Origin of the sequence: Sulfurivermis fontis, assembly GCF_004001245.1 — a bacterium.
In the GTDB taxonomy this organism is placed as follows: Bacteria; Pseudomonadota; Gammaproteobacteria; order Thiohalomonadales; family Thiohalomonadaceae; genus Sulfurivermis; species Sulfurivermis fontis.
Genome location: NZ_AP018724.1, coordinates 2,083,252 through 2,104,481, shown reverse-complemented (window position 1 = coordinate 2,104,481; position 21,230 = coordinate 2,083,252). Strand labels below are relative to the sequence as shown.

Here is a 21,230-nt window from a genome sequence, read left to right as displayed (position 1 = left end):
CATGGCATATCAGCATACAGGGTTACGTCCTTGCTGTCAGGGCGGTGGGAGAGCCCGGAGGTGATGCGCACCGCATGCACCATTACGGCGCATCAGAGGCGTTGCAGCGGGGAAACCGTTTGCCAACACCGCACCATGCAAGGGCGCATGGTGCGATGGCAATCCTGCAACTGGCAGGGGTCTTGACTCAATCCTTGCCGAACAGGCCACGCAGTCCCTTGCGCAGCGCTTCCGGCATGGCATCGCTGCCGGCATCCTCTTCCTCCGCCGCACGCTGGTCGGAACGTGGAGTCGCGTCGCCGTTCTGCTGCATCATGCCGCGGTAATACGCGTCCATGCCGGGCATCTTCTGGTACCCCTTGGGCACGGCAAACAGGGAGGCCGGTTGGGTGCCTTCCTCGATGTTGGTCAGTTCCATGGCGAAGTTTCTACCCACCGTCCTGATCGGATAGCCGAGCTTCTGCGCGATCCAGGTGGTGCTCTTTTCCAGTCCCTGTTTCTTCGGGATCAGTTCGTACCTGTCGCAGAGGTAGCCGTTTACCTTTTCCGTGCCCACCTTCTTTACCTCGTAATACTCCTCGCGCGTCTTGTCATCGGCGGCCCAGGCGGCGGTATCGGCGCCGAGCGGAATCTCCATGTACATCTTTTCCGCCGGCATCAGGGTGAACATCTTGCGTGCTTGCAGGTCCAGGATGCTGATCGCCTGCTGGCCATCCGGGGTTTTCATCTCGGTACGCACTTTTCGATCGCCCTGGTAGTAGCGCATGGTCTGGGTCTGGCCGCCCGCCTTTTGCACCATGTCGGCGGAGAACTGTGTGCCTGCGGCGAACGCCGTGCCGGCGAGAAGCAGGACGCTGAGCAGGGCAAACCAGGATAGGGGACGGTTTTTCATTGCTGACCTCCGTGTGTCGGGTTTAGGGGAATTCCTTCAGGCCGCGGTGGATGTGCTGCCCGATCTTGCTGTCTTCCTGCACCATGTGCTTGAGCACCCAGAACTTGACAAAGCGCACCGTGGCGAGAGTTTCTTCCGGGGCGGCATCGGCAAGGCTGGCACGGAACTCGGCTATCTCCTGCAACAGATGCAGGTGTTGCTGGTGGTGGGTGTGATAGCCGGGATAGCCGATGTTGTCCATGATGCGCTCTTCGTGGGCGAAATGTTCGCCGACCGCCGCAATGAGCCGGTCCAGTTCTGGCAGCCATTGGCTGGTCGGCTCCTCGCGCACCAGGAGATCGATGAGGACATTCAATTGTTCCAGCAGGGCGGCATGTTCCTGGTCGATGAACTGCAGGCCGGTTTCAAAGCTGGGATTCCATTGCACGGGTTCGGGGGGCATGGCGGCAGCCTGAAAAAGGATACAAGGATAAGGATAGCGCGTATGACGTTAGTTTTTCAGCCCGACACCGCGGTGCAGCAGGAACAGGGCATAGGCGGCCAGCGCCAGGATGAACAGCAGTGTGACGCCGAAGGCGGTGCCGAGGGGGATGTCCGTGACGCCGAGGAGGCCGTAGCGGAAGGCGTTGATCATGTACAGGATGGGGTTGAGCAGCGATACCTCGCGCCAGAAGGGCGGCAACATGTCGATGGAATAGAAGATACCGCCCAGATAGGTGAGCGGGGTGAGCACGAAGGTGGGAATGAGCGAGATGTCGTCGAAGCTCTTGGCATAGATGGCGTTGATGAAACCGCCGAGAGAGAACAGCACTGCAGTCAGCACCACCACGCTCAGCGCAACCGCCAGATTGTGCACCTGCAGGTCGGTGAAGAGCAGCGCCACCAGCGTCACCACCGCGCCCACCGTCAGGCCACGCGCCAGTCCGCCGGCGACATAACCGGCCAGGATCAGGCTGTTGGGAACGGGGGCGATGAGCAGTTCCTCTACATAGTGGGAGAACTTGGCGCCGTAGAACGATGACACCACGTTGCCGTAGGCGTTGGTGATCACCGCCATCAGGATCAGTCCGGGTACGATGTAGTCCATGTAGCTGTGGCCGGCGATGGCACCGATCTGGCTGCCGATGAGCTGGCCGAAGATGATGAAGTACAGCGCCGTGGTGATCATCGGCGGCAGGATGGTCTGGATCCAGATGCGCAGGAAGCGGCGGATCTCCTTCATCAGAATAGTGCGGAAGGCGATGCTACCGGTCATGGTTGACTCCCGCCGTTTTCCACCAGCCGCAGGAACAGTTCTTCCAGGCGGTTGGTCTTGTTGCGCAGGCTCACCACCTCGATGCCCTGGGCCGAGAGCAATTGGAACAGGCGGTTGATGCCCTCGGCGCGCGGGATATCCACTTCCAGGGTGCAGGCGTCGGCGAGGCAACTGCCATAGCCGTCCAGATGCGGCGTGTGGGCCAACGGTTCTTTGAGATCCAGCACCACGGTTTCGCTGTTGAGTTGGTGGAGCAGGGTTCTGATACTGGTGTTGGCGACAATGCGACCGGCATCGATGATGGCTACATTGCGGCAGAGATTCTCCGCCTCCTCCAGATAGTGGGTGGTGAGGATGATGGTGGTGCCGCGCGCATTCACCTCGCGCAGGAACTTCCACATCGAGCGGCGCAGTTCGATGTCGACACCGGCGGTGGGTTCGTCGAGGATCAGCAGCTTCGGTTCATGGGCCAGGGCGCGGGCGATCATCAGGCGCCGCTTCATGCCGCCGGACAGATTGCGCGCCAGTTCACGCCGCTTGTTCCACAGGCCGAGCTGTTTCAGATAGGTTTCCGCCCGTTGCAGCGCCTGCGCCTTGGGCACGCCGTAATAGCCCGCCTGGTTGACCACGATCTCGATCACCGGCTCGAACTGGTTGAAGTTGAATTCCTGCGGCACCAGGCCGATGCAGCGCCGCGCCATCATCGGCTCACGGTCGATGTCGTGGCCGAAGACCTGCACCGAGCCTGCGGACTTTTTCACCAGTGCGGTGACGATGCCGATGGTGGTAGATTTGCCGGCGCCGTTGGGGCCGAGCAGGGCGAAGAAATCGCCCTGCGCCACGTGCAGGTCGATGCCTTGCAAGGCCTCGTGGCCGCCGCGGTAGGTCTTGCGCAGGCCGCTGATGTCCAGTGCGTGGGTCATGCAAAAGTCACAGGCTTAAATACAAAGACACAAAGGATGCCACGGCCGCAAAGTATTCCTTTGTGGGAGCCCGATTGATTGGGCGATTGCGGCGCCTGACAAGACGCCGGCGTCCGCCACCACAGAGAAAACAGCATGCGCGTCAATCCCCTTTGCGTCTTTGCGTTTAACGCCGTTTTCATTCCGTAGTTCAAAGCGCGATCACTTCCAGTCCCAGGCCGGCCTGTTTCAGGGTGGCCGGGTTGCTGATCACGGCGGTGCTGGCGGTCTCCGGTTTCAGATAGGTGGCGGCGACGCGCTTGAGGTCGTCCTGGGTCACGCCCAGCACACGGGCGCGGAAACGGCGGCGCTGTTCCGGCGTGCGGCCGTGCAGGGCGGCGTGGAAGGTCTTTTTCACCTCACCGGCCGGTGAACCCGGTTTGTCGATGGAGGCGATGACGCCGAGGATCGCCTCTTCCACCAGACGCCATGCATGGTCGTTGTCCAGCAGCCACCTGATCGAGGCATCGAAGTCGGCCAGGGTTTCGGCCAGGCGCGGATCGCGGTAGGAGTAGAAGCGGAAGGCGGCGCTGTCCGGGTCGTAGCCGGCGCCGCCGCCGTAGGCGCCGCCCTGTTCGCGGATGGCGCGGTGCAGGTAGTTGTTGCGCAGGAAGCCGCCCAGCACCATCAGCGCGGCGCCGTCGTCGTGTTCCATCGGCACCGCCGCGTAGGCCTTGGCGCAGAAATTCACCTGGGTGGAGGTGGTCCAGCCCTGGTTGCGCGCTTCGTTGCTCGCCGGCAGGGCGAAACGAGTGGTGTCTTGTACCGCTGCGGCATCGGCCCAGCGTGCGGCCAGGGCCGCGGTGTAGCCGCTGCGCTGTTCCTCCTCGCCGATGAGCAGGAACTGGCGCGGTGCGGCGAGGAGGGCATTACGCAGCCGTTGCAGGCGATCGGCGAAGGCCTGCAGGGCGACGGGGTCGTCCAGGGCGTCGTCGAGATGCTTCAGCGCCTTGATGCCGGCGAGGCCATACCAGCGGTGGCTCAGGGCGGCGCTGGGGGAGAGGCCGGCGGCGGCGGCCATCATGGCGAGGCCGTGGCCGCTGCCGGTGACGCTCTGCTCCTGTTGCAGGCGCTCCTGCGCCACCAGTTCGCGCAGCCGCTCCAGTTCATCGAAGCGGGCACTGTCGAAGGTCTCGCGCAGCAGATCGCTGAGGGCCGCGTGGTTGCGCGCCAGCGCCTTGCCGGACAACACGAACACGCCGCGGCCCTGGTTGGCGTCGTCGATGGAACCGCGCACCGTGGCGCGCGCGGACAGGCCGCCGGTGACCGCCGCCTGCAGTTCCTGGGTGGCGAGATAGTCGCGGCCGCCGCTGCCCACCTCGGTGACGATGTTGCAGAACATCGGCAGCAGGTTGGCCAGGTCCGGCTCCAGTTCCGGCAGATCCACCACCAGTTCCTGGTAGACGAGGCCGTTGGTGCCGCGGGTGTACCAGGTGGCGGGCATGGCGGCGACGGGGGCGGTCTCGCCCTGTGGCACGTGCAGATCGGTGGGCACATCGTCCAGGCTGACCTTGGGCAGCACTTCCGGATCGTCTTGCTGGGCCTGGCGTGCGGCCAGGGCCGCTGCCTGTTCGACGATGCGCTGTTTCTCCGCGCTGCCGAGCTTTTCCTTCAGGGCGGCGAGGCGGGCCGTCTCCCGGGCGGCGCGTTCGGCGGAGAGGTTGGTGTCCGGGCGCATGATCAGGCAGACGCGGTGCGGATTGGTCAGCAGCTTGCGCACCTCGGCCTTGATGAAATCCGGGTCGGCGATGCGCTCGCGCAGGCGGTTGAGGATCGGGTCGATGTCGAGTACCGCCACCGGATCGGCGCCGTGCAGTGCCGGCGCCAGGGCATGCACCATCAGTTGCAGGCCGTAGGGGAAACCGTCGCCGCTCACCTCGCGCTGCGACAGCTCCAGTTGGTGCAGCATGGCCTCCACCTGCTCCTGCGGCACGCCTTCGTCGGCGACGCGGCGCAGGGTGTCGAGGATCAATTGCTCCACGGCGGCGGCGTGTTCCGGATTGCTGCCCTCCAGGCCGGCGGCGAAGAACATCTCGCGGGTGGAGTCGGACAGGCCGCACAGCGGCGACGGCGCGCTGCCGAGGTCCGATGTCTCCAGCACCTGGCGCAGCGGCGAGGCGCTGTTGTCCAGCAGCACGTCGGACAGCAGGTGGGCGGTGAGCAGGGTTTCCGGGTCGGTGCCGTTGCCGAGCAGCCAGCCGAGCACGATGTGGGTCTTGTCGGCGGTGTCTTCCTCGCCATCCAGCGCATAGCGCTCCGTGGCCGTGCGCGGTGCGTCGTAGCGCCGCTCGTCGGGGACCTGGATATTCACGTCCAGGCGATTGAATTCCTTGAGGGCATATTCCTCGAAGTACAGTTGGTGTTCGTGCGCCGGTATGTCGCCGTAGGTCATGAACAGCGCGTTGGACGGGTGGTAGTGGCGCGCGTGAAAGTTCTTCAGCTGGTCGTAGGTGAGATCCGGGATATGCTCCGGGTCACCCCCCGGGTTGTGGTGATAGGTGATGGTGGGGAACAGGTGTTTGGTGAGGTATTGGTACAGCGCCGAGGTGGGGGCGCTCATGGCGCCCTTCATCTCGTTGAACACCACGCCCTTGAATACCAGCGGGCTGTCCGGGTTGGTCGGTTCGGCGAACTCGACGCGGTGGCCTTCCTGGGCGAAGTCCAGCGGGTCCAGGGTGGGGAAGAACACCGCATCCAGGTACACCTGCAGCAGATTGTAGAAATCCTTGCGGTTGCAGCTGGCGAAGGGATAGGCGGTCCAGTCGCTGGCGGTGAAGGCGTTCATGAAGGTGTTGAGCGAGCGCCGCGTCATCATGAAAAACGGGTCGCGCACCGGGTAGCGGCGGCTGCCGCACAGGGTGGTGTGCTCCAGGATATGGGCCACGCCGGTGGAGTCCTGCGGCACGGTGCGGAAGCCCACCAGGAAGGCGTTCTGGTCATCGTCGGCGGCGATATGGATGTGCGGCGCGCCGGTCACCTTGTGGCGGAACTCCTGCACCTCCACATTGAGCGAAGGAATGCGGCTGCTGCGCAGCCACGCGAAGGCGGAATGGGTGGTCGGCTGATTCATCGGGTTCCTGCACGCTGAGCAATGGAATTAATTAGGTAGGGCCAGGGGCGCCAGTATACAAGGAAAGCCTGTGGGCGGCCTGGCGGCCGCCACACACGCCGCCGCGCGATCCTGCTTTAATGACACCATGGAACTCATCGATACCCATTGCCATATAGACGTTGAGGACTTTGCCGCCGATCGCGCGCAGGTACTGGCGCGCGCCCGCGCCGCCGGGGTGGTGCGGCAGGTGGTGCCGGCCATCCACCAGCCGGGCTGGGAGTTCCTGCGCGCCCTGTGCCGCTGGGAGGCGGACCTGCTGCCGGCCTTCGGGATGCATCCCATCTATCTCGATGTTCACCGGCCGGAGCATCTGGTGGAATTGCGCGCGCTGCTGGCCGAGGAACGGCCGCTGGCCGTGGGCGAGATCGGGCTGGACTATTTCATCGAGGGGCTGGATCGCGCGGCGCAGCAGGCCCTGTTCGAGGCGCAGCTGCGCCTCGCCGAGGAGTTCGCCCTGCCGGTATTGCTGCATGTACGCAAGGCCCACGACCAGGTGCTCGCCACCCTGCGCCGGCTGAAGTTCAGCCAGGGCGGCATCGCCCACGCCTTTTCCGGCAGCGCCCAGCAGGCGGAACAGTATCTGGACCTGGGCTTCAAGCTGGGCTTTGGCGGTACCCTCACCTACGAGCGTTCCAGTCGCATCCGCGCCCTGGCCGCCGATCTGCCGCTGGAAGCCATCGTGCTGGAGACCGACGCCCCGGATATCGTCACTGCGGCCCACCGCGGCGAGCGCAACAGCCCGGAATACCTGCCGGAGGTGCTGGCGGCGCTGGCCGCGGTGCGTGGCGAGGAGGCCGCTGTGCTTGCCGCGGCCACCACCGCCAATGCCCGTAGCGTGCTGCGGTTGTGAAACCGTTTCTCCTGCGTGTCAACCGCGGGCGCGCTGCCGCGTTGTTGGCTGGTGTAGTGACAACGTTTTCCACGCCTCGAAGGAGATGAACATCATGAATACCATTCGTTACTCACTGCTGTCCGCCGGCCTGGTGGTCTCACTGCTGGGCGCCCCGGCATGGGCCGAGGAGGCCGCCACCCAGACGCAAACCCAGACTCAATCCCAGACCCGCACCCAGACGCAGACCCAGGTGCAGGAGCAGACCCGTACCCGTGCCCAGGAACGCGTTCATCAGGCGGATGTGGAGGAGGCCAAGCGGGCGGAAAACCAGAAGCGCCTGGAAAAGCAGTTGAATGATGATGGTGCCGGCGCCCAGGGCGGCATGGGCAAGGGCGGTGGCCAGATGGGTGGTGGCGGCATGGGCGGCAGCCGCATGGGCGGTGGTGGTGCCGGTGGTGGCAAGGGCCGTTACTGAGTTGTGCGGTTGGACCGGCAGCGCGACTTGCGTTGCCGGGATTGCCGGGGAAGGAGGGCGTCCTGGAATTCAATGCGGAGTTGAACCGGTTCCTCGCCGGGATCGAGGGGCGCGCCTTCCGTATCGCCTGGTTTGCCACCGGCAGCCGCGACGATGCGCTGGAGCTGGTGCAGGAGGCGATGCTGGCCCTGGTGCAGCGCTACGCGGAGCGCCCGGCGGTGGAATGGCCGCCGCTGTTCCATACCATTCTGCAAAGCCGGATCCGTGACTGGTACCGGCGTAGCAGGGTGCGTTCGCGGCTGTTTGCCTGGTTTGGCGGCAGTCGGGATGAGGAGGGAGAGAGGCTGGAGGCTGTGCCCGCGGCGGCGCGCGACGAACCCGAGCAGCGGCTCGTCGGCCAGCAGACCCTGAATGCCATCGAACGTGCCGTGCGTCGTCTGCCCCTGCGTCAGCAGCAGGTCTTCCTGCTGCGCGCCTGGGAGGGGCTGGATACGGCACAAACGGCAGCCGCCATGGGCATCGCGGAAGGCAGTGTGAAGACGCATTATTCACGCGCATTGCTGGCGTTGCGCGGCGAACTGGAGGAGCAAGGCCATGCAAGATGACGAGCGGAGGTTGATCGCGCAGGTCCGTGCCGCCCTGGACGAGAGTGTCGCCAATCTCGATGCGGTTACACGCTCCCGCCTGGCGCAGGCGCGGGCCCGAGCCCAGAGGCCGCAGCGGCAGCGCCGGTACTGGTGGCTGCCGCTGGGCGGTGCCGTGCTGGCCTCGCTGTTCGCCGCCATGCTGTGGCTGGGACAGCCGGCGCTGTTGCCGGGGACTGCCGTGGACAGTGCAACGGATTTCGAGTTGCTGACGGCAAGCGAGGATCTGGAGCTGTACCAGGAACTGGATTTTTATCACTGGCTGGCAGAGGAGGAACCCCATGCGGGTTGAGCCACTGGCATTGCTGGCGCTGCTGCTGGCCGCGCCGCTGGCGGCCGAGGAAGAGGCACCGAGCCCGGAGTTGCTGGAGTTTCTTGGCAGTTTCGAGAGTGCCGACGGGCAATGGCTGGACCCGACCCAGTTGGATGTGCCCGTGCCGGACCAGGATGCCGCCGCACGTGAAGGAGACGAGACATGATGAGCAAGCGATGGTTCAATGCGCTGGCTGCCGCCCTGCTGCTTGCCGTCACGGCAGCGCAGGCCGCGCCGGCCTGGAATGAATTGAGCGCCGATGAACAGAAGGTGCTGGCACCCTACGCCTCCCGTTGGGATGGCCTGGATGCCGAGCAGCGCAGCCGCCTGCAGAAAGGGGCGCAACGCTGGCAGGCGATGACGCCGACGCAGCGCGCGCAGGTGCAGCAGCGGTTTGAGCAGTGGCGGCGTCTGACACCGCAGCAGCAGGCCCAGGTGCGCGAACGTTACGAACAGTTCCGCCAGTTGCCGGCGCAGCAGCAGGAGCGCATCCGTCAGCGGCAGCAGTGGTTCCGCGAACTGCCGCCGGAGCGGCAGCAGGAGTTGCGCCAGCGTTGGGAGGCGATGACGCCGGAGCAGCGGCAGGAACTGCAGCAACGCCGCGAGGAGACGCTGCAGGAGCGGCAGCGCCCGCTGCGCAGCCGCATGGAGCAGCGGCGCGATTTTGGTGGTGGTATGGGGGGGCGGCGCTGACAGGGCGCCCCGTATCTTTGCGTGGATTAGGGATCAGTGATGACGGGACTGAACAGGAAAAAGACGCTGGTGGCGCTGTTGGCGCTGGCCATGGCGCCGCTGGCGCAGGCCGACTCCGGCTACAGTGTCAGCGTGGGTGGTGAATATACGCGCGGCGATTATGGTACCGGCAGCAACGTCAGCCTGTTGTCGCTGCCGGTGAAGCTGGAGTATGTCGACGAGCGCTATGCCTGGTCGATCGGTGTGCCCTATCTGTGGGTTTCCGGTCCGGGCGATGTGGTGGTGAGCGGCAGCGGCATGGGGCGGCTCAGCCCGACCAATACCCGTACCACCTCACGCACCGACAGCGGCGTCGGCGACATTACCGCCTCGGCCACCCTGCGCCTGTGGGAGGAGGGGCCGCGCCGGCCCTGGGCGGCACTGACCGCCAAGGTCAAGTTCGGGACGGCAGACGAGGCCAGTCGTCTCGGCACCGGCGAGAATGACTACGCGCTGCAACTGGAGCTGGCGCGCCAGGCCGTATACGGCCACGTCGGCTACAAGGTGTTGGGCGATCCGGCCGGCATCGAGTATGACAACATCTGGTATGGCGGCGTCGGGGTCGATTTTCCCGTCGGCCGCGAGGTCGATGGCGGTGTCGAGTTGTATGCCGAACAGGAGGCACTGTCCGGCATCGATGGCAAGCGTGAGCTGACCTTTTATCTGGGGCAGCAGATGGAGCGTGCAACCCGCATCACCGGTCATCTGATGATGGGGTTGAGCGATGCCAGCCCGGACTGGGGGGCTGGCGTGACGCTGCGGTTCGATTTGTAGTGTTGCCCCAATGGACATGCTGAGGGATAAGAGGTGCGTGCAGCGCACAAGCCGCAACTGTTACCTGGGTACCTGGACGAGTCCTGACTGCGGCCGCCCCTCCCTATCCGTGGGCCACATGCTCCCGGCGTGACCGACCCCATCCCTGTCGCTGTCCCTATGGGACGGGAGTGCAATTCACACCAGCAACCCCTGCCGCGCAAATACCTCCAGTAAGCGCTGCACATTGGCGGCCACCGTCGCCGCCAGCTTCTTTGCATCGGCCTTCTTGCCGTCGTCTGCCACCAGTATCTCGGCGCGCTCCATTGCACCTGTCATCTCCTGCACCACTTCATCCACCGTGCGCGTACCGTCGAGCAGGCGGGCTAGGTGGGATGAAAATGCATCCAGCTGCACCGTGGTGTGGCGCACGGTGGCGAGGTGGCCGAGATTCATCGCCGCCTGGGCCTGGGCCAGGGCGTGCAGGCGCGGGCGTTCGCTGATTACTTTCTCGAAATGCTGCGGGCGCGGGCTGATGCGGATGGCCTGGTGGGCATAGAGGCTGAAGAGTTCGCCGAACAGGTGGTCGACCTGATCGGCATGCTGGCGGCCGCCGTTGCCGGTGGTGATCTGCTGCGCGGTGGCAACCAGTTCGGCAAAGGGCACGGCGTCGGGGTGGACGGCGGCGAGGTGCAGCAGCGCGGCCTTGGTGAGCGGATGGCTGACGGTGTAGTCGTGGTTGTCGGCGGAGGTGAACTTCTGTTCGCGCGGCCGGCTCAGTTCCACTTTCTTCGGCGGGGTGAGCTGGGCGCTGAAGGCGAAGTTTTCGAACTGCTCCAGGGCCAGGTCGCGGGTGATGGGACGTTCCTGGCGGCAGAGCAGGGAGCGGCGGAAGTTGCGGTTGCGCACGAAGTCCATGTACTGCTCCAGTTCCAGCACATCGCCGGCGAACCCCAGTGCCTCCTCGGCCGCCTCGCCCAGGGTGGAGGGGAAGGCGGTGCCCAGTTCCACGTCGCACAGGTATTGCAGGCCGTGGCGTTCGGCGTCGGCGGCGAACTGGCTGAACAGGAAGGGCTGGTTAATCTCTTCCATGTACTCGTGGTAGATGTAGCTGGGGTGTGCCTTGCGCACGGCGGCGATCTCGCTGCGCAGGTATTTGGCGCTGAGGGCATCGAGGCCGCGGGTGGCGCTGTCCATCAGGTCGAACAGTTCGTAGGCCTTGGCCAGGCGCTCGCGTGGTGTTTTCGCGTCGCGGGCGTGATAGAGCAGCATGTCGCGCAGCATGCCGCGCATGCGCCAGCCGGGCAGGGTGTTGTAGCTGATGTAGGCGATGCCGTTGTCGCTGAGCAGTTCGCGGCACAGCGTCAGCATCTTCTCGCGCACGAAGTCCGGCACCCAGGAGTACACACCGTGGGCGATGATGTAATCGAACTGCCCCAGTTCGGCGCCCAGCTCCATGATGTCGCCCTGGCGCACTTCGATATTGGTCAGGCCCAGCTTGCCGATCAGCTCCTGCGCCACCGCCACCTGGCCGGCGGAAAGTTCGATGCCGAGCACCTGCGCCTGTGGCAGGTGGAAGGCCAGCGGGATGATGTTGCCGCCGGTGGCACAGCCCAGCTCCAGGATACGCGCGGTTTCCGGTGCCGGTGCGTCGAGGCCGAACAGACGGCCCAGCACGCACAGGTGATCGGGGTGGGTCTCGGCAAAGGGCGTGCTGTCGTAGGGGATGGCGTCGTAGCTGTCGGCGGTCATTTCGATATCTCAAAAAGGCGTTGCAGGTTTTTGACCGATCAATCCTTAATCCAGCGGATCTCGCGTGCGGTCTGCTTACCCACTACCACGCCGCGCAGGTGGCGCGGGATCTCGGCCTCGCGTTCCGACAGGGGGATGCGGCCGCCCATGATCTCGGCAAACCGCTGCGGGTGCAACGGCTCCCTGTCCGGCTCGGCGTAGCCAACGGGGTAGAGCGGCTGGTTGTTGGCGTAGTCGTATTTGTCCGTGGCACCAAACAGGTGCAGCAGTTCATGGGCGATGATGAGGTTGTTCTGCTCACTTTGCTGCGTACTGGCGTAGGCATGTACCACGCCAATCAGGCCTTTCTGCAGGCCGAGGGAATGCTCGACACGTTCGGTATGGGCCGGGTCGTGGTAGACCACGAACATCCGCTGGTTGCCGGGACCGTCGTAGCTGTCGTTGCGCCAGGCCCACCAGCGCAGTTGCAGGCTCCACAGCGCCACCTCCAGCGGTTGCCGTGACGGCGGCGGCGCGGGCGGCAGGTTGTGTACTTGCGGTGCAAGACGCACCTCGATGTGCGCCACGGGGAGTCCGTAGTGCTCGGCCTCGCGGGCGAGAAATTCGACGATGGCAGCGTAGCTGTCCTCGCCGAGTGTATCGATGTAGGCGGCGGTACTGGCGCGGCCGTCGCCGTTGATGGGGTAGACGACCAGCCACTGGCTGCGGCTCCAATCGGTGCTGCGCCACTGTGTCAGCCAGGTGGTGGCGGCTACCATGAACAGGATGAACAGCAGGATGGCGATGCGGATCTTGCGGAACATGGTCGATTATTTGTTTTCGCCGCGCGATACGCGGCGCAGTACCCAGTCCAGACCACGCGTGGGTAGCAGGCGCTTCAACGCGCCGAAAAGATAGGTGGGGAAGGTGACGTAGTAGCGTGCCCGCGGTCGTGGCGACTCCAGGGCGTGGATCACCCTGGCCAGCACCGCCTCCGGCGGCAGGGTGAACGGCGCGGCCGGGCCTTCCTTGGTGAGGCGGTTCTCCATGCGCTTGTAGGTGGCGCGGAAGTGGCTGGCTTCGGCGTCGATGTTCTGCCGGTATTTGATCATGGCGTTGGCGCGAAAGCGGCTGAGGATCGGGCCGGGCTCGACCAGACTGACGTGAATGTTGCTGCCGTGCAGTTCCAGGCGCAGGGTGTCGGTCAGTCCCTCCAGGGCGAACTTGCTGGCGTTGTAGGCCCCGCGGAAGGGCAGCGCCACCAGGCCGAGGACCGAGCTGTTGTGGATGATGCGGCCGTGACCCTGACGACGCATCACCGCGATGGCGCGGCAGGTGAGTTCGTGGGTGCCGAATAGATTGGTTTCGAACTGCTCGCGCAGGGTGGCGCGACTGAGGTCTTCCACCGCGCCGGGCTGGCCGTAGGCACCGTTGTTGAACAGGGCGTCCAGCGTGCCACCGCTGCGGTGCAGCACTTCGTCCATGGCGGCGTGAATGGACAGCGAATTGGCGAGGTCGAGCTGCAGCGCTTCCAGTCCGTCCTGCTGCAAGCGGGTGACATCCGCGGTCTTGCGGGCGCTGGCAAAGACGCGCCAGCCGCGGGCCTTCAGGCCATGGGCTACGCACAGGCCGATGCCGCTGGAGCAGCCGGTGATGAGGATGGTGCGGGCAGGGGCCGAAGTGGACATGATGTCCGCATTCTACTCCAGTCGGCTAGCCGAAGGTGTCTTCCTTGAACTCGGCCTGGATGCGTTCCACCTGCTCGATGTTGTCGGTCAGGGCGGCTACGCAGTCGGCGTCGAGGATGTGGCCGCTCATGCAGCGCAGTGCCTCCAGCGCCTCGGCATTGCTCCAGGCCTCCTTGTAGGGACGGCGGCTGGTGAGGGCGTCGAAGATGTCGGCCACGGCGACGATGCGGGCCTCGATGGGTATGTCTTCATTCTTCAGACCGTAGGGATAGCCGCTGCCGTCCAGCGCCTCATGGTGCAGTTCGGCGATGTTGCGCAGCATGTGTCCGTGTTCCAGGTCGTGCAGGCGGAAGTGTCCCAGCATGGTGTCGATGACCTCGCGTCCCTTGCGGGTGTGGGTCTTCATCACCTCGAACTCCTCCGGGGTGAGCTTGGCTTCCTTGAGCAGGATGTTGTCCGGGATGGCGATCTTGCCGATGTCATGCAGCGGGGCAAACATGAAAATATGTTCGATGAAGTTGTCATCCAGGTTGTACTTCTCGGCCAGATGCAGGGCGATGAGACGGCTGTAGCGCGACATGCGATCCAGGTGGCTGCCGGTTTCGTTGTCGCGGTGGCGGGTGATGTCGCGTGCGGTGTTGATGGCGTCGGCCAGGTTCTGCATCTTCTGCAATTCGTAGATCGCCGTGAGCGCCAGCAGGTGGCCGAACAGGTCGAGCTCGTGCAGCACGGCTTCGGTGAGCACGCCGCGCTCGCGGGAATTGAAGAACACGAAGCCGCGGAACATGCCGTTCTGGTACATGGGCAGGGTGTAGCTGGCACCGAAGCCACCGGCCAGCAGGCGGCGGCTGTGCTCGTGCGCGCTGTCGGCAAAGATGGTCAGATCATTGACCACGCGTGGTTTGCCCTGCGCGACGATCTCGCTCAACGTGTGGCTGCTGGCCAGCGGCGCCTGGTAATGGCGCAGGGGCGATTCGCCCTCGCTGCTGTAGATGTACGTCTTCAGCAGGTCGGTGCGGGCGTCGTACAGGGCGATGGCGATGCGGTGGATGCACGGGCAACGCGCTGCCACGGTCTGGTGCAGGGCGGCCAGTTTGTCGGCGAGTGGCCGGTTCTCATCGAGAAAGCCCAATGAGTCGTCGCGGTAGTAAATCGTTTGCTGCACAGCTATACCCCTGCATTGTGCGCGTAGTGCACGACCCGGTGTATTCCGGCGGTGGGGACGGCCGGGCGGCGCGATATTCTTGTTATGTTTTTCCTACAGGATTTATACCAGCCGGGCGGGGGCAATACTAGCGCCTGCGGTGTCAGGCCAGCAAAACCGCGACGATGCCGGTGACGAAGATGCCGTCGAAGGTGCCGGCGCCGCCGATGGAGGCGAGCGGGGCGCCGAGGTGGCGGATATCCTTCAGGCGCAGCAGGTCGGCGCCGATGAGCACGCCCAGGGTGCCGCTGATGTAGGCCAGCGGAGCGCTTTGCTCGGGATTGAGCAGGATGGCCACCAGGGCGGCGCTGATGGGGGCGACGAACAGGGGCATGCCGATGCCGAGTCCGGCAATGGGGCGGCTCATGTGGTAGCTGATGGCGCTGATGGCGCCGATGCCGAGCAGGGCATGGAACAGCGGCAGCGGATTGTTGAGCAGCAGGTAGAGGGAGAAGGTGAGCGGAATCAGGCAGCCGCCGGCATTGACTGCCACCACGGTGCGGCCGGTGAAGGGCGGCAGTTGCACCGGCCAGAAGGTGGGCAGTTGCGTCGGCTCCGGCGGCTGCTCGGCGCGCACGGAGAACAGCGGTAGGTTGATCAGGCTGCCTGCCAGGGAACTGAACAGCAGCAGAAAGGCGGCCTGTTGCGACAGCCCGAGTTTGTCGAAGGCGATGCTCACCAGGCCGACCTGCAGCACGCCGAGCAGGAAGGCGGTGGCGAGGATGAACAGCAGCAGTTTGTGGGGCGAATGGAAGGGGGACATGTCTATTCCGCCCGCACAGCCAGAATCCATCCGTCTCGGCGCGGGATGTTCAGGAACGGAGGCCGCGCACCGCCTGTGCCAGCAGCGGCGCCAGATGAATGATGTTGCTGGGATGGCTGATGCTGTCGGCGCTCCAGATCTGCTCGATACCCGCCTCATGCAACTGGCGCGTGGCGTCGTCGGCAAACAGGGCGTGGGTGACCAGGCAATGGATGGCGGCGGCGCCGCGGAACTTGAGCTGGCTGGCGACGGCGATGAGGGTGCGGCCGGTGCTGGCCATGTCGTCCACCAGTACGATGGTGCGGCCTTGATAGTTAACCTCCGGCAGCTTGGTGCGCACGCTGCGATCGCCGAGGCGCTCTTTGGTGGCGACGGCATATTCGAGTCCGGCCGGTTCGGCCATGGCACGCACCCACTGTTCCGATTCGGCATCGGGGCCGATGAGCATGGGGTTCTGCACATGCTGCACCAGGAACTCGGCCATCGCCGGGGCGGCGGTGAGGGCCACGGCCTGGCCGCGCGGGATGGCCTGCTCCAGGCGCTCGATGCGGTGCAGGTGCGGATCGACGGTGATCACGGCATCGAACAGTTCGGCCAGGAAGCCGCCGATGATCTTCTGGCTCACCGCCTCGCCGGGATGAAAGGCGATGTCCTGGCGCATGTAGCACAGGTAGGGGGCGACGAGGGTGATGTGCCTGGCGCCCAGCTCGCGTGCGGTGCGTGTCACCAGCATCAGCTCCACCAGTTTGTCGTTGGGGCGATCGAGGCTGCGGCAGATAACGAGCTGTTCGGGCAGCACCGCCGGCAGCGTTACCTTGCTCTCGCCGTCGGGGAAGCGATGGATCTCCACCGGAGCGAAGGGCAGACCGAGGGCTTCCGCCAGACGGCGACCCTGTGCCTCATAATCGTGAAAGCCCAGCAGCATGCTCACAGCTCCATGTAGGTCTTGGCCACTTCCTCGGGCGTGCCGATGGTGTAGCCGCTGTTCTGATCGGTGAGTGCCTTGGCAAAGGCGTAATCGGCCTTGTACTCGGCGTGGACACGGTACAGCGGTTCGCCCTTGCTTACCGGTTCGCCAAGCTTTTTCAGGATGTCGACGCCGGCGCCCTTGTCGATGGGGGCGCCGGCGAGGCGCGCCACCTTGGCCACCACGTAGTTGTCGATACTGGTGACCACGCCGTCCTGCGGTGCGCACACCTCGTAGGTGAGCTTGCCGGGGAGGTACTTTTCCGTCTGTGCGCCCTGCGCGTCGATGATTTCGTTCATCTTTTTCAGCGCGCGGCCCGAGTCGAGGATGTCGCGGGCGATGGCATAGCCGTAACCGCCGCGCACGTCCGGATCGAATTCCAGCAGGCGGCCGGCCAGGCGCAGTGCCTTCTGCCGCAGATCGGACGGCGCCTCCGGAGCGTTGTTCAACACCTGCATCACGTCGCGCGCCTCCAGCACCGGGCCGATGCCGCGGCCCACCGGCTGGCTGCCGTCGGTGATGATCACCTCCAGGTGGATGCCCATGCGGTCGCCGGTGTACTCGAACAGCTTGCGCAGTTGCAGCGCCTCGCGCATGTGGCGCACCTTGGCGGTGGGGCCGACGGGGATGTCGATGAGCAGGTGGGTGGAGCCGGCAGCCAGTTTCTTCGACAGGATGGAGGCGATCATCTGGCCTTGCGAATCGATGCCGAGGGGGCGCTCCACCGAGATCAGGATGTCGTCGGCCGGCGCCAGGCGCGCGGTGCCGCCCCAGGCCAGACAGGCACGGTGGGTGTGCACGATTTCGCGCAACTCCTTCGGCGACAGGTCGACACGGGACAGCACCTCCATGGTGTCGGCGGTACCGGCCGGCGAGGTGATGGCACGGCTCGATGTCTTGGGCATCAGCATGCCGTGGGCGGCGACGATGGGTACCACCAGCATGGAGGTGCGGTTGCCGGGCAGACCGCCGATGCAGTGCTTGTCCGCGACCACGCTTTCATGCCAGTCGATGCGTTCACCCGACTCGGTCATGGCGCGGGTCAGGTGCAGGATCTCCTCGCGGTCCAGGTTGTTCTGGCCGGCGGCCACCAGGAAGGCTGCCATCTCCATCTTGGAATAGCGGTTGTTGACGATGTCGGTGGTGATTGCCTGGAAGTCTTGCAGCCGCAGGCGGCCGCCGGCAATCTTGTGGCGCACGGCATCCATGGACGGCGGTGGCTCGGCCTGGGCGACGGTTACGGCATGGCCGGGTTCCAGGTTGAGCTGATCGAAGGCCTGCTCCGACAGCCCCAGTTCACAGGGGTCGACGATGTTGGTGTCATCCACCACGTTGAGCACGGCAAAGATCTTTTTGCCGTTGGCGGTGATCTCCACCTTGGTCAGGGCCTGGAAGCCCTCGGCGCGGTAGATCTCGCACTCGCGGTGCATATAGGCCACGTTTTCACGGTAGGTGTCGATGGCGACGCGGCGCAGTTGCAGGGTGTCGGAGGTGGGGGGCGTTTGTTTTTGGCTCATGGCTGAACGATATCACAAGGTTTCATGATTGGGGGCCGGGGCGGTCGCGGCGGGACTGGGCAGGACATCTCGGGCACGCTCCTCCTGTTGCAGCGCCCACAGCCGGGCATAACGGCCCTGGCTTTCCAGCAGGGCGCGGTGCGTGCCGCGCTCGACGATACGGCCGGCCTCCAGCACCAGTATTTCATCGGCGTCGACGATGGTGGACAGGCGGTGGGCGATGACCAGCGTGGTGTGGTCGCGCGCTGCCCGCGCCAGGGCCTCCAGGATGGCCTGTTCCGAGCGCGAGTCGAGGGACGAGGTGGCCTCGTCGAACACCAGGATGCGCGGCCGCTTCAACAGGGCGCGGGCGATGGCCACGCGCTGTTTCTCACCACCGGATAGCTTCAGGCCGCGCTCGCCCACCACGGTGTCGTAGCCCTGCGGCAGCGACTGGATGAAGTCGTGGATCTGCGCCAGCCGCGCCGCTTCGACGATTTCCTCGCGGCTGGCACCGGGGCGGGCATAGGCGATGTTGTAGTACAGCGTGTCGTTGAACAGCACGGTGTCCTGCGGCACGATGCCGATGGCCTCGCGCAGGCTGTGCTGCGTCACCTCGCGCACGTCCTGGCCGTTGACCAGCACACGGCCGCAGCCGACGTCGTAGAAACGGAACAGCAGGCGGGCCAGGGTGGATTTGCCGCTGCCGCTGGGACCGACCACCGCCACCTTCCTGCCGGCGGGAATGGTGAAGTCGATATCGAACAGGATCGGCCGATCGGCGTTGTAGGCGAAGCTGACGTGCTCGAAGCGCACCGCACCGTCGCCTACCTGCAACGGCTTGGCGTCAGGCCGATCGGTGATCTCCGGCGGGCGGTGCAGCAGGTCGAACATCTGCGCCATGTCCGACAGGGCATGTTTGAGCTGGCTGTACACCACGCCGAGGAAGTTGAGCGGGATGAACAGTTGCAGCATGAAGGCGTTGACCAGCACCAGGTCGCCCAGGCTCATGCTGCCGTCAATGACGCCGCGCGCGGCGAGCAGCATCATCAGGGTGACGCCCACGGCGATGATGGCACCCTGGCCGACGTTGAGGCTGGAGAGCGAGGTCTGTGTCTTTACCGCCATGTCTTCCCAACGGGTGAGGGTCTCGTCGTAGCGGCGGTGCTCGTAGCCTTCGTTGTTGAAGTATTTCACCGTCTCGAAGTTGAGCAGGCTGTCCACCGCCTGGGAATTGGCCTGCGAGTCCAGCGCGTTCATCTGGTGACGGTAACGCATGCGCCAGTCGGTGATGGCGAAGGTGAAGGCCACGTACACCGCCACCGTGACGAAGGTGATCACCGCGAACCAGGGGTCGTACTTCGCCAGCAGCACCGTGGCGATGAGCGTCACCTCCACCAGGGTGGGGAGGATGTTGAACAGCATGTAGTTGAGCAGGGTGGAGGCGGAACGGGTGCCGCGCTCCAGGTCGCGGGTGATGGCGCCGGTCTTGCGCTCCAGGTGGAAGCGCAGGGATAGGGCGTGCAGGTGCTGCAGAAAGGTGAGTGACAGCCGGCGCATGATGCCGTGGCGCACGCGGGCGAACACCACGTCGCGCAGTTCGTTGAAGGCGGAGCTGCCGAGGCGCAGCACGCCGTAGGCCAGCAGCAGGGTGACCGGCAGGGCCAGCTCGCGCAGGCCGGGGCTGTCCAGGTAGTCGACGATCTCCTTCAGCGCCAGCGGCACGCCGACGTTGGCCAGCTTGGCCAGGACCAGGAATAGCAAAGCCAGTGCGGCCCGCCCGCGGTAGGCCCACAGATAGGGCAGCAGAAAGCGGATGGTCTGCCAGTCGCGGCGGGCCTGGGCTGGCGGTTCGGTATGGCGGATGTGCATTGGGGGTCGGTCGCAGGTTTTTGACATTATACGAAGAACACCGGTACGAGGGGCGCGATACGGGGTGTGCTGGCTGCGCGTGCCGCTCTTGCGTCCCGCGCCCCTCGTCCCTCGTATCTCGCCCCACATCCCTCGTCCCTCGTACCTCGTCCCTCGTATCTCGTACCTGTGTTCTTCAGGTATACTCCGCAAATCAGTCAGTTAGCCGGAGAAACCGCGATGGGTATGCCGACCGAAGAAGAGATGAAGCAGGCGCTGGCCGAGGCCAGCCGCATGCGCGAGCAGGGCGACGACCCCCATCACATTGCCAAGGCCCTGCTCAATCTGAATTACCGGGTGAAGACCCTGGAAAAGGTGCTGGAAGCGGCGGAACTGTTCTACCGTTCCGGCCAGTCGGTTACCGAGCACCAGAAATTGAAAAAGGCCATCGGCGATGCCCGCGCGGCCATCGAGCGCACCGGCGGCATCGAGCACGAGCGCTTTGGCCTGGAGTAGCCGTCCGGCTTGAATTTTTAGCCTTTATCCCTATTTCTGCGGCGGAATATCCCCGCTCAAGTCTTTCACGAGGTGATCCCATGCCCATTTACGAATACGCGTGCAAGTCCTGCGGCCACGAGATGGAAGCCATGCAGAAGATGAGCGATGCCCCGCTCAGCGACTGTCCTGCCTGCGGCAAGCCGGACCTGGAGAAGCTGATCTCCGCCGCCGGCTTCCGCCTCAAGGGCGGCGGCTGGTACGAGACCGATTTCAAGTCCGGCGCCAAGAAGAACGTGGCCGAGTCCAGCTCCGCCCCTGCACCCGCCTGCGGCGCCGCCGGCGGTTGCGGCTGCGCGGCCAAGTAAGGCCGCTGCATGCACCATTTGCGGCGTTACCTGATCGCCGGCCTGCTGCTCTGGCTGCCGTTGGGGGTGACTGTGCTGGTGGTCCGGCTGCTGGTCGGCACCATGGACCAGACCCTGTTGCTGCTGCCGGAGCGGCTGCGTCCCGACGCGCTGTTCGGTTTCCACATCCCCGGCCTGGGGCTGGTGCTGGCGGTCAGTGTGGTGCTGCTTACGGGCATGCTGGTGGCCAACCTGTTCGGCCGCCGCCTGCTGGCCCTGTGGGAGCGCCTGCTGTCGCGCATTCCCCTGGTGCGCTCCATATATATGGCGGTCAAGCAGCTGGCCGAGACCATGTTTTCCGGCGGCGGCCAGTCCTTCCGCAAGGTGTTGCTCGTCGAATACCCGCGCAAGGGGCTGTGGACCCTGGCGTTCCAGACCGGCACCGGGGTGGGCGAGGCGCAGCAGAAGACCGGCCGCGAGGTGGTCAATGTCTATGTCCCCACCACCCCCAACCCCACCTCCGGCTTCTTCCTGATGGTGCCGCGGGAGGACGTGGTGGAGCTGGACATGAGCGTGGACGACGGCCTGAAGATGATTATCTCCATGGGGGTCGTCGTCCCCAACGGAGGCAAACAAGGTACGAGGGACGAGGTACAAGGGACGAGGGAATGAGCCCGCTTCCCGAGCGCCTCATATAAATGGGCCGTGCGTGCAGCAC

Annotated in this window: 23 protein-coding genes; 10 read left to right on the top strand and 13 right to left on the bottom strand. The window is 65.0% G+C overall.

The features are described 5' to 3' along the window. Positions 1-187 precede the first annotated feature (187 nt). The 5 genes from EP379_RS10630 to EP379_RS10610 form a co-directional block, all read right to left on the bottom strand. Positions 188-892, bottom strand: a complete 705-nt coding sequence (locus EP379_RS10630) for a DUF4412 domain-containing protein (protein WP_127477787.1) — start codon at positions 890-892, stop codon at positions 188-190. A gap of 22 nt (positions 893-914) precedes the next feature. Then, positions 915-1,334, bottom strand: a complete 420-nt coding sequence (locus EP379_RS10625; protein ID WP_127477786.1) for a bacteriohemerythrin — start codon at positions 1,332-1,334, stop codon at positions 915-917. Between the two features lie 48 nt (positions 1,335-1,382). Then, positions 1,383-2,147, bottom strand: coding sequence for an ABC transporter permease (locus EP379_RS10620; RefSeq protein WP_127477785.1), 765 nt, complete (start codon positions 2,145-2,147; stop codon positions 1,383-1,385). Beyond that, entirely contained in the window at positions 2,144-3,070 is a 927-nt protein-coding gene (locus EP379_RS10615; RefSeq protein WP_127477784.1) for an ABC transporter ATP-binding protein, read from the bottom strand. Before EP379_RS10615 ends, EP379_RS10620 begins: the two co-directional genes overlap by 4 nt. A 190-nt stretch (positions 3,071-3,260) precedes the next feature. After that, the gene (locus EP379_RS10610) at positions 3,261-6,179 is read right to left on the bottom strand and encodes an insulinase family protein (RefSeq protein ID WP_127477783.1); all 2,919 of its coding nucleotides are present in this window, start codon (positions 6,177-6,179) and stop codon (positions 3,261-3,263) included. A 127-nt stretch (positions 6,180-6,306) separates the two neighbouring features. On the opposite strand from EP379_RS10610, the gene EP379_RS10605 reads away from it, so the two are divergent. From EP379_RS10605 to EP379_RS10580, 7 genes are all read left to right on the top strand, one after another. Then, on the top strand, positions 6,307-7,071 hold the full coding sequence (locus EP379_RS10605; protein ID WP_127477782.1) for a TatD family hydrolase: 765 nt from the start codon (positions 6,307-6,309) through the stop codon (positions 7,069-7,071). 94 nt (positions 7,072-7,165) lie between these two features. Beyond that, positions 7,166-7,528 (top strand): DUF2756 domain-containing protein, encoded by a 363-nt coding sequence (locus EP379_RS16395; protein WP_172600448.1) that lies wholly within the window; start codon positions 7,166-7,168, stop codon positions 7,526-7,528. An 80-nt stretch (positions 7,529-7,608) separates the two neighbouring features. Next, positions 7,609-8,133: an RNA polymerase sigma factor gene (locus EP379_RS10600; RefSeq protein ID WP_127477781.1), complete on the top strand. Its 525-nt coding sequence runs from the start codon at positions 7,609-7,611 to the stop codon at positions 8,131-8,133. Beyond that, positions 8,123-8,464: a hypothetical protein gene (locus EP379_RS10595; RefSeq protein WP_127477780.1), complete on the top strand. Its 342-nt coding sequence runs from the start codon at positions 8,123-8,125 to the stop codon at positions 8,462-8,464. Before EP379_RS10600 ends, EP379_RS10595 begins: the two co-directional genes overlap by 11 nt. Further along, positions 8,454-8,651 (top strand): hypothetical protein, encoded by a 198-nt coding sequence (locus tag EP379_RS10590; protein ID WP_127477779.1) that lies wholly within the window; start codon positions 8,454-8,456, stop codon positions 8,649-8,651. The genes EP379_RS10595 and EP379_RS10590 overlap by 11 nt, the downstream gene beginning before the upstream one ends. Beyond that, positions 8,648-9,178, top strand: a complete 531-nt coding sequence (locus EP379_RS10585) for a DUF3106 domain-containing protein (protein WP_127477778.1) — start codon at positions 8,648-8,650, stop codon at positions 9,176-9,178. The genes EP379_RS10590 and EP379_RS10585 overlap by 4 nt, the downstream gene beginning before the upstream one ends. Before the next feature lie 39 nt (positions 9,179-9,217). Continuing rightward, complete coding sequence (locus EP379_RS10580; RefSeq protein ID WP_127477777.1) at positions 9,218-9,991, top strand: transporter; 774 nt, start codon at positions 9,218-9,220, stop codon at positions 9,989-9,991. 177 nt (positions 9,992-10,168) lie between these two features. Here the strand turns inward: EP379_RS10580 and EP379_RS10575 are convergent, their stop codons facing one another. From EP379_RS10575 to EP379_RS10540, 8 genes are all read right to left on the bottom strand, one after another. Continuing rightward, positions 10,169-11,722 (bottom strand): methyltransferase regulatory domain-containing protein, encoded by a 1,554-nt coding sequence (locus EP379_RS10575; RefSeq protein WP_127477776.1) that lies wholly within the window; start codon positions 11,720-11,722, stop codon positions 10,169-10,171. Between the two features lie 38 nt (positions 11,723-11,760). Beyond that, a complete protein-coding gene (locus EP379_RS10570) occupies positions 11,761-12,525 on the bottom strand; it encodes a hypothetical protein (RefSeq protein ID WP_127477775.1) in 765 nt (254 codons plus the stop codon). A gap of 6 nt (positions 12,526-12,531) precedes the next feature. Continuing rightward, on the bottom strand, positions 12,532-13,389 hold the full coding sequence (locus EP379_RS10565) for an SDR family oxidoreductase (RefSeq protein ID WP_127477774.1): 858 nt from the start codon (positions 13,387-13,389) through the stop codon (positions 12,532-12,534). 25 nt (positions 13,390-13,414) lie between these two features. Then, entirely contained in the window at positions 13,415-14,554 is a 1,140-nt protein-coding gene (locus tag EP379_RS10560) for an HD-GYP domain-containing protein (RefSeq protein ID WP_197722773.1), read from the bottom strand. A 142-nt stretch (positions 14,555-14,696) separates the two neighbouring features. Beyond that, on the bottom strand, positions 14,697-15,356 hold the full coding sequence (locus tag EP379_RS10555) for a DUF1614 domain-containing protein (protein ID WP_127477772.1): 660 nt from the start codon (positions 15,354-15,356) through the stop codon (positions 14,697-14,699). Between the two features lie 49 nt (positions 15,357-15,405). After that, a complete protein-coding gene (locus tag EP379_RS10550; protein WP_127478892.1) occupies positions 15,406-16,281 on the bottom strand; it encodes a ribose-phosphate diphosphokinase in 876 nt (291 codons plus the stop codon). A gap of 2 nt (positions 16,282-16,283) precedes the next feature. Further along, entirely contained in the window at positions 16,284-17,840 is a 1,557-nt protein-coding gene (locus EP379_RS10545) for a thymidine phosphorylase family protein (RefSeq protein ID WP_127477771.1), read from the bottom strand. Between the two features lie 12 nt (positions 17,841-17,852). Then, entirely contained in the window at positions 17,853-19,691 is a 1,839-nt protein-coding gene (locus EP379_RS10540; RefSeq protein WP_127477770.1) for an ABCB family ABC transporter ATP-binding protein/permease, read from the bottom strand. Between the two features lie 219 nt (positions 19,692-19,910). Here EP379_RS10540 and EP379_RS10535 point away from each other — a divergent pair, with 219 nt between their 5' ends. From EP379_RS10535 to EP379_RS10525, 3 genes are all read left to right on the top strand, one after another. After that, positions 19,911-20,186: a hypothetical protein gene (locus EP379_RS10535; RefSeq protein ID WP_127477769.1), complete on the top strand. Its 276-nt coding sequence runs from the start codon at positions 19,911-19,913 to the stop codon at positions 20,184-20,186. 80 nt (positions 20,187-20,266) lie between these two features. Then, positions 20,267-20,533: an FmdB family zinc ribbon protein gene (locus EP379_RS10530; protein ID WP_127477768.1), complete on the top strand. Its 267-nt coding sequence runs from the start codon at positions 20,267-20,269 to the stop codon at positions 20,531-20,533. A 9-nt stretch (positions 20,534-20,542) separates the two neighbouring features. Then, complete coding sequence (locus EP379_RS10525; protein WP_127477767.1) at positions 20,543-21,184, top strand: DUF502 domain-containing protein; 642 nt, start codon at positions 20,543-20,545, stop codon at positions 21,182-21,184. The last annotated feature ends 46 nt before the right edge of the window (positions 21,185-21,230 follow it).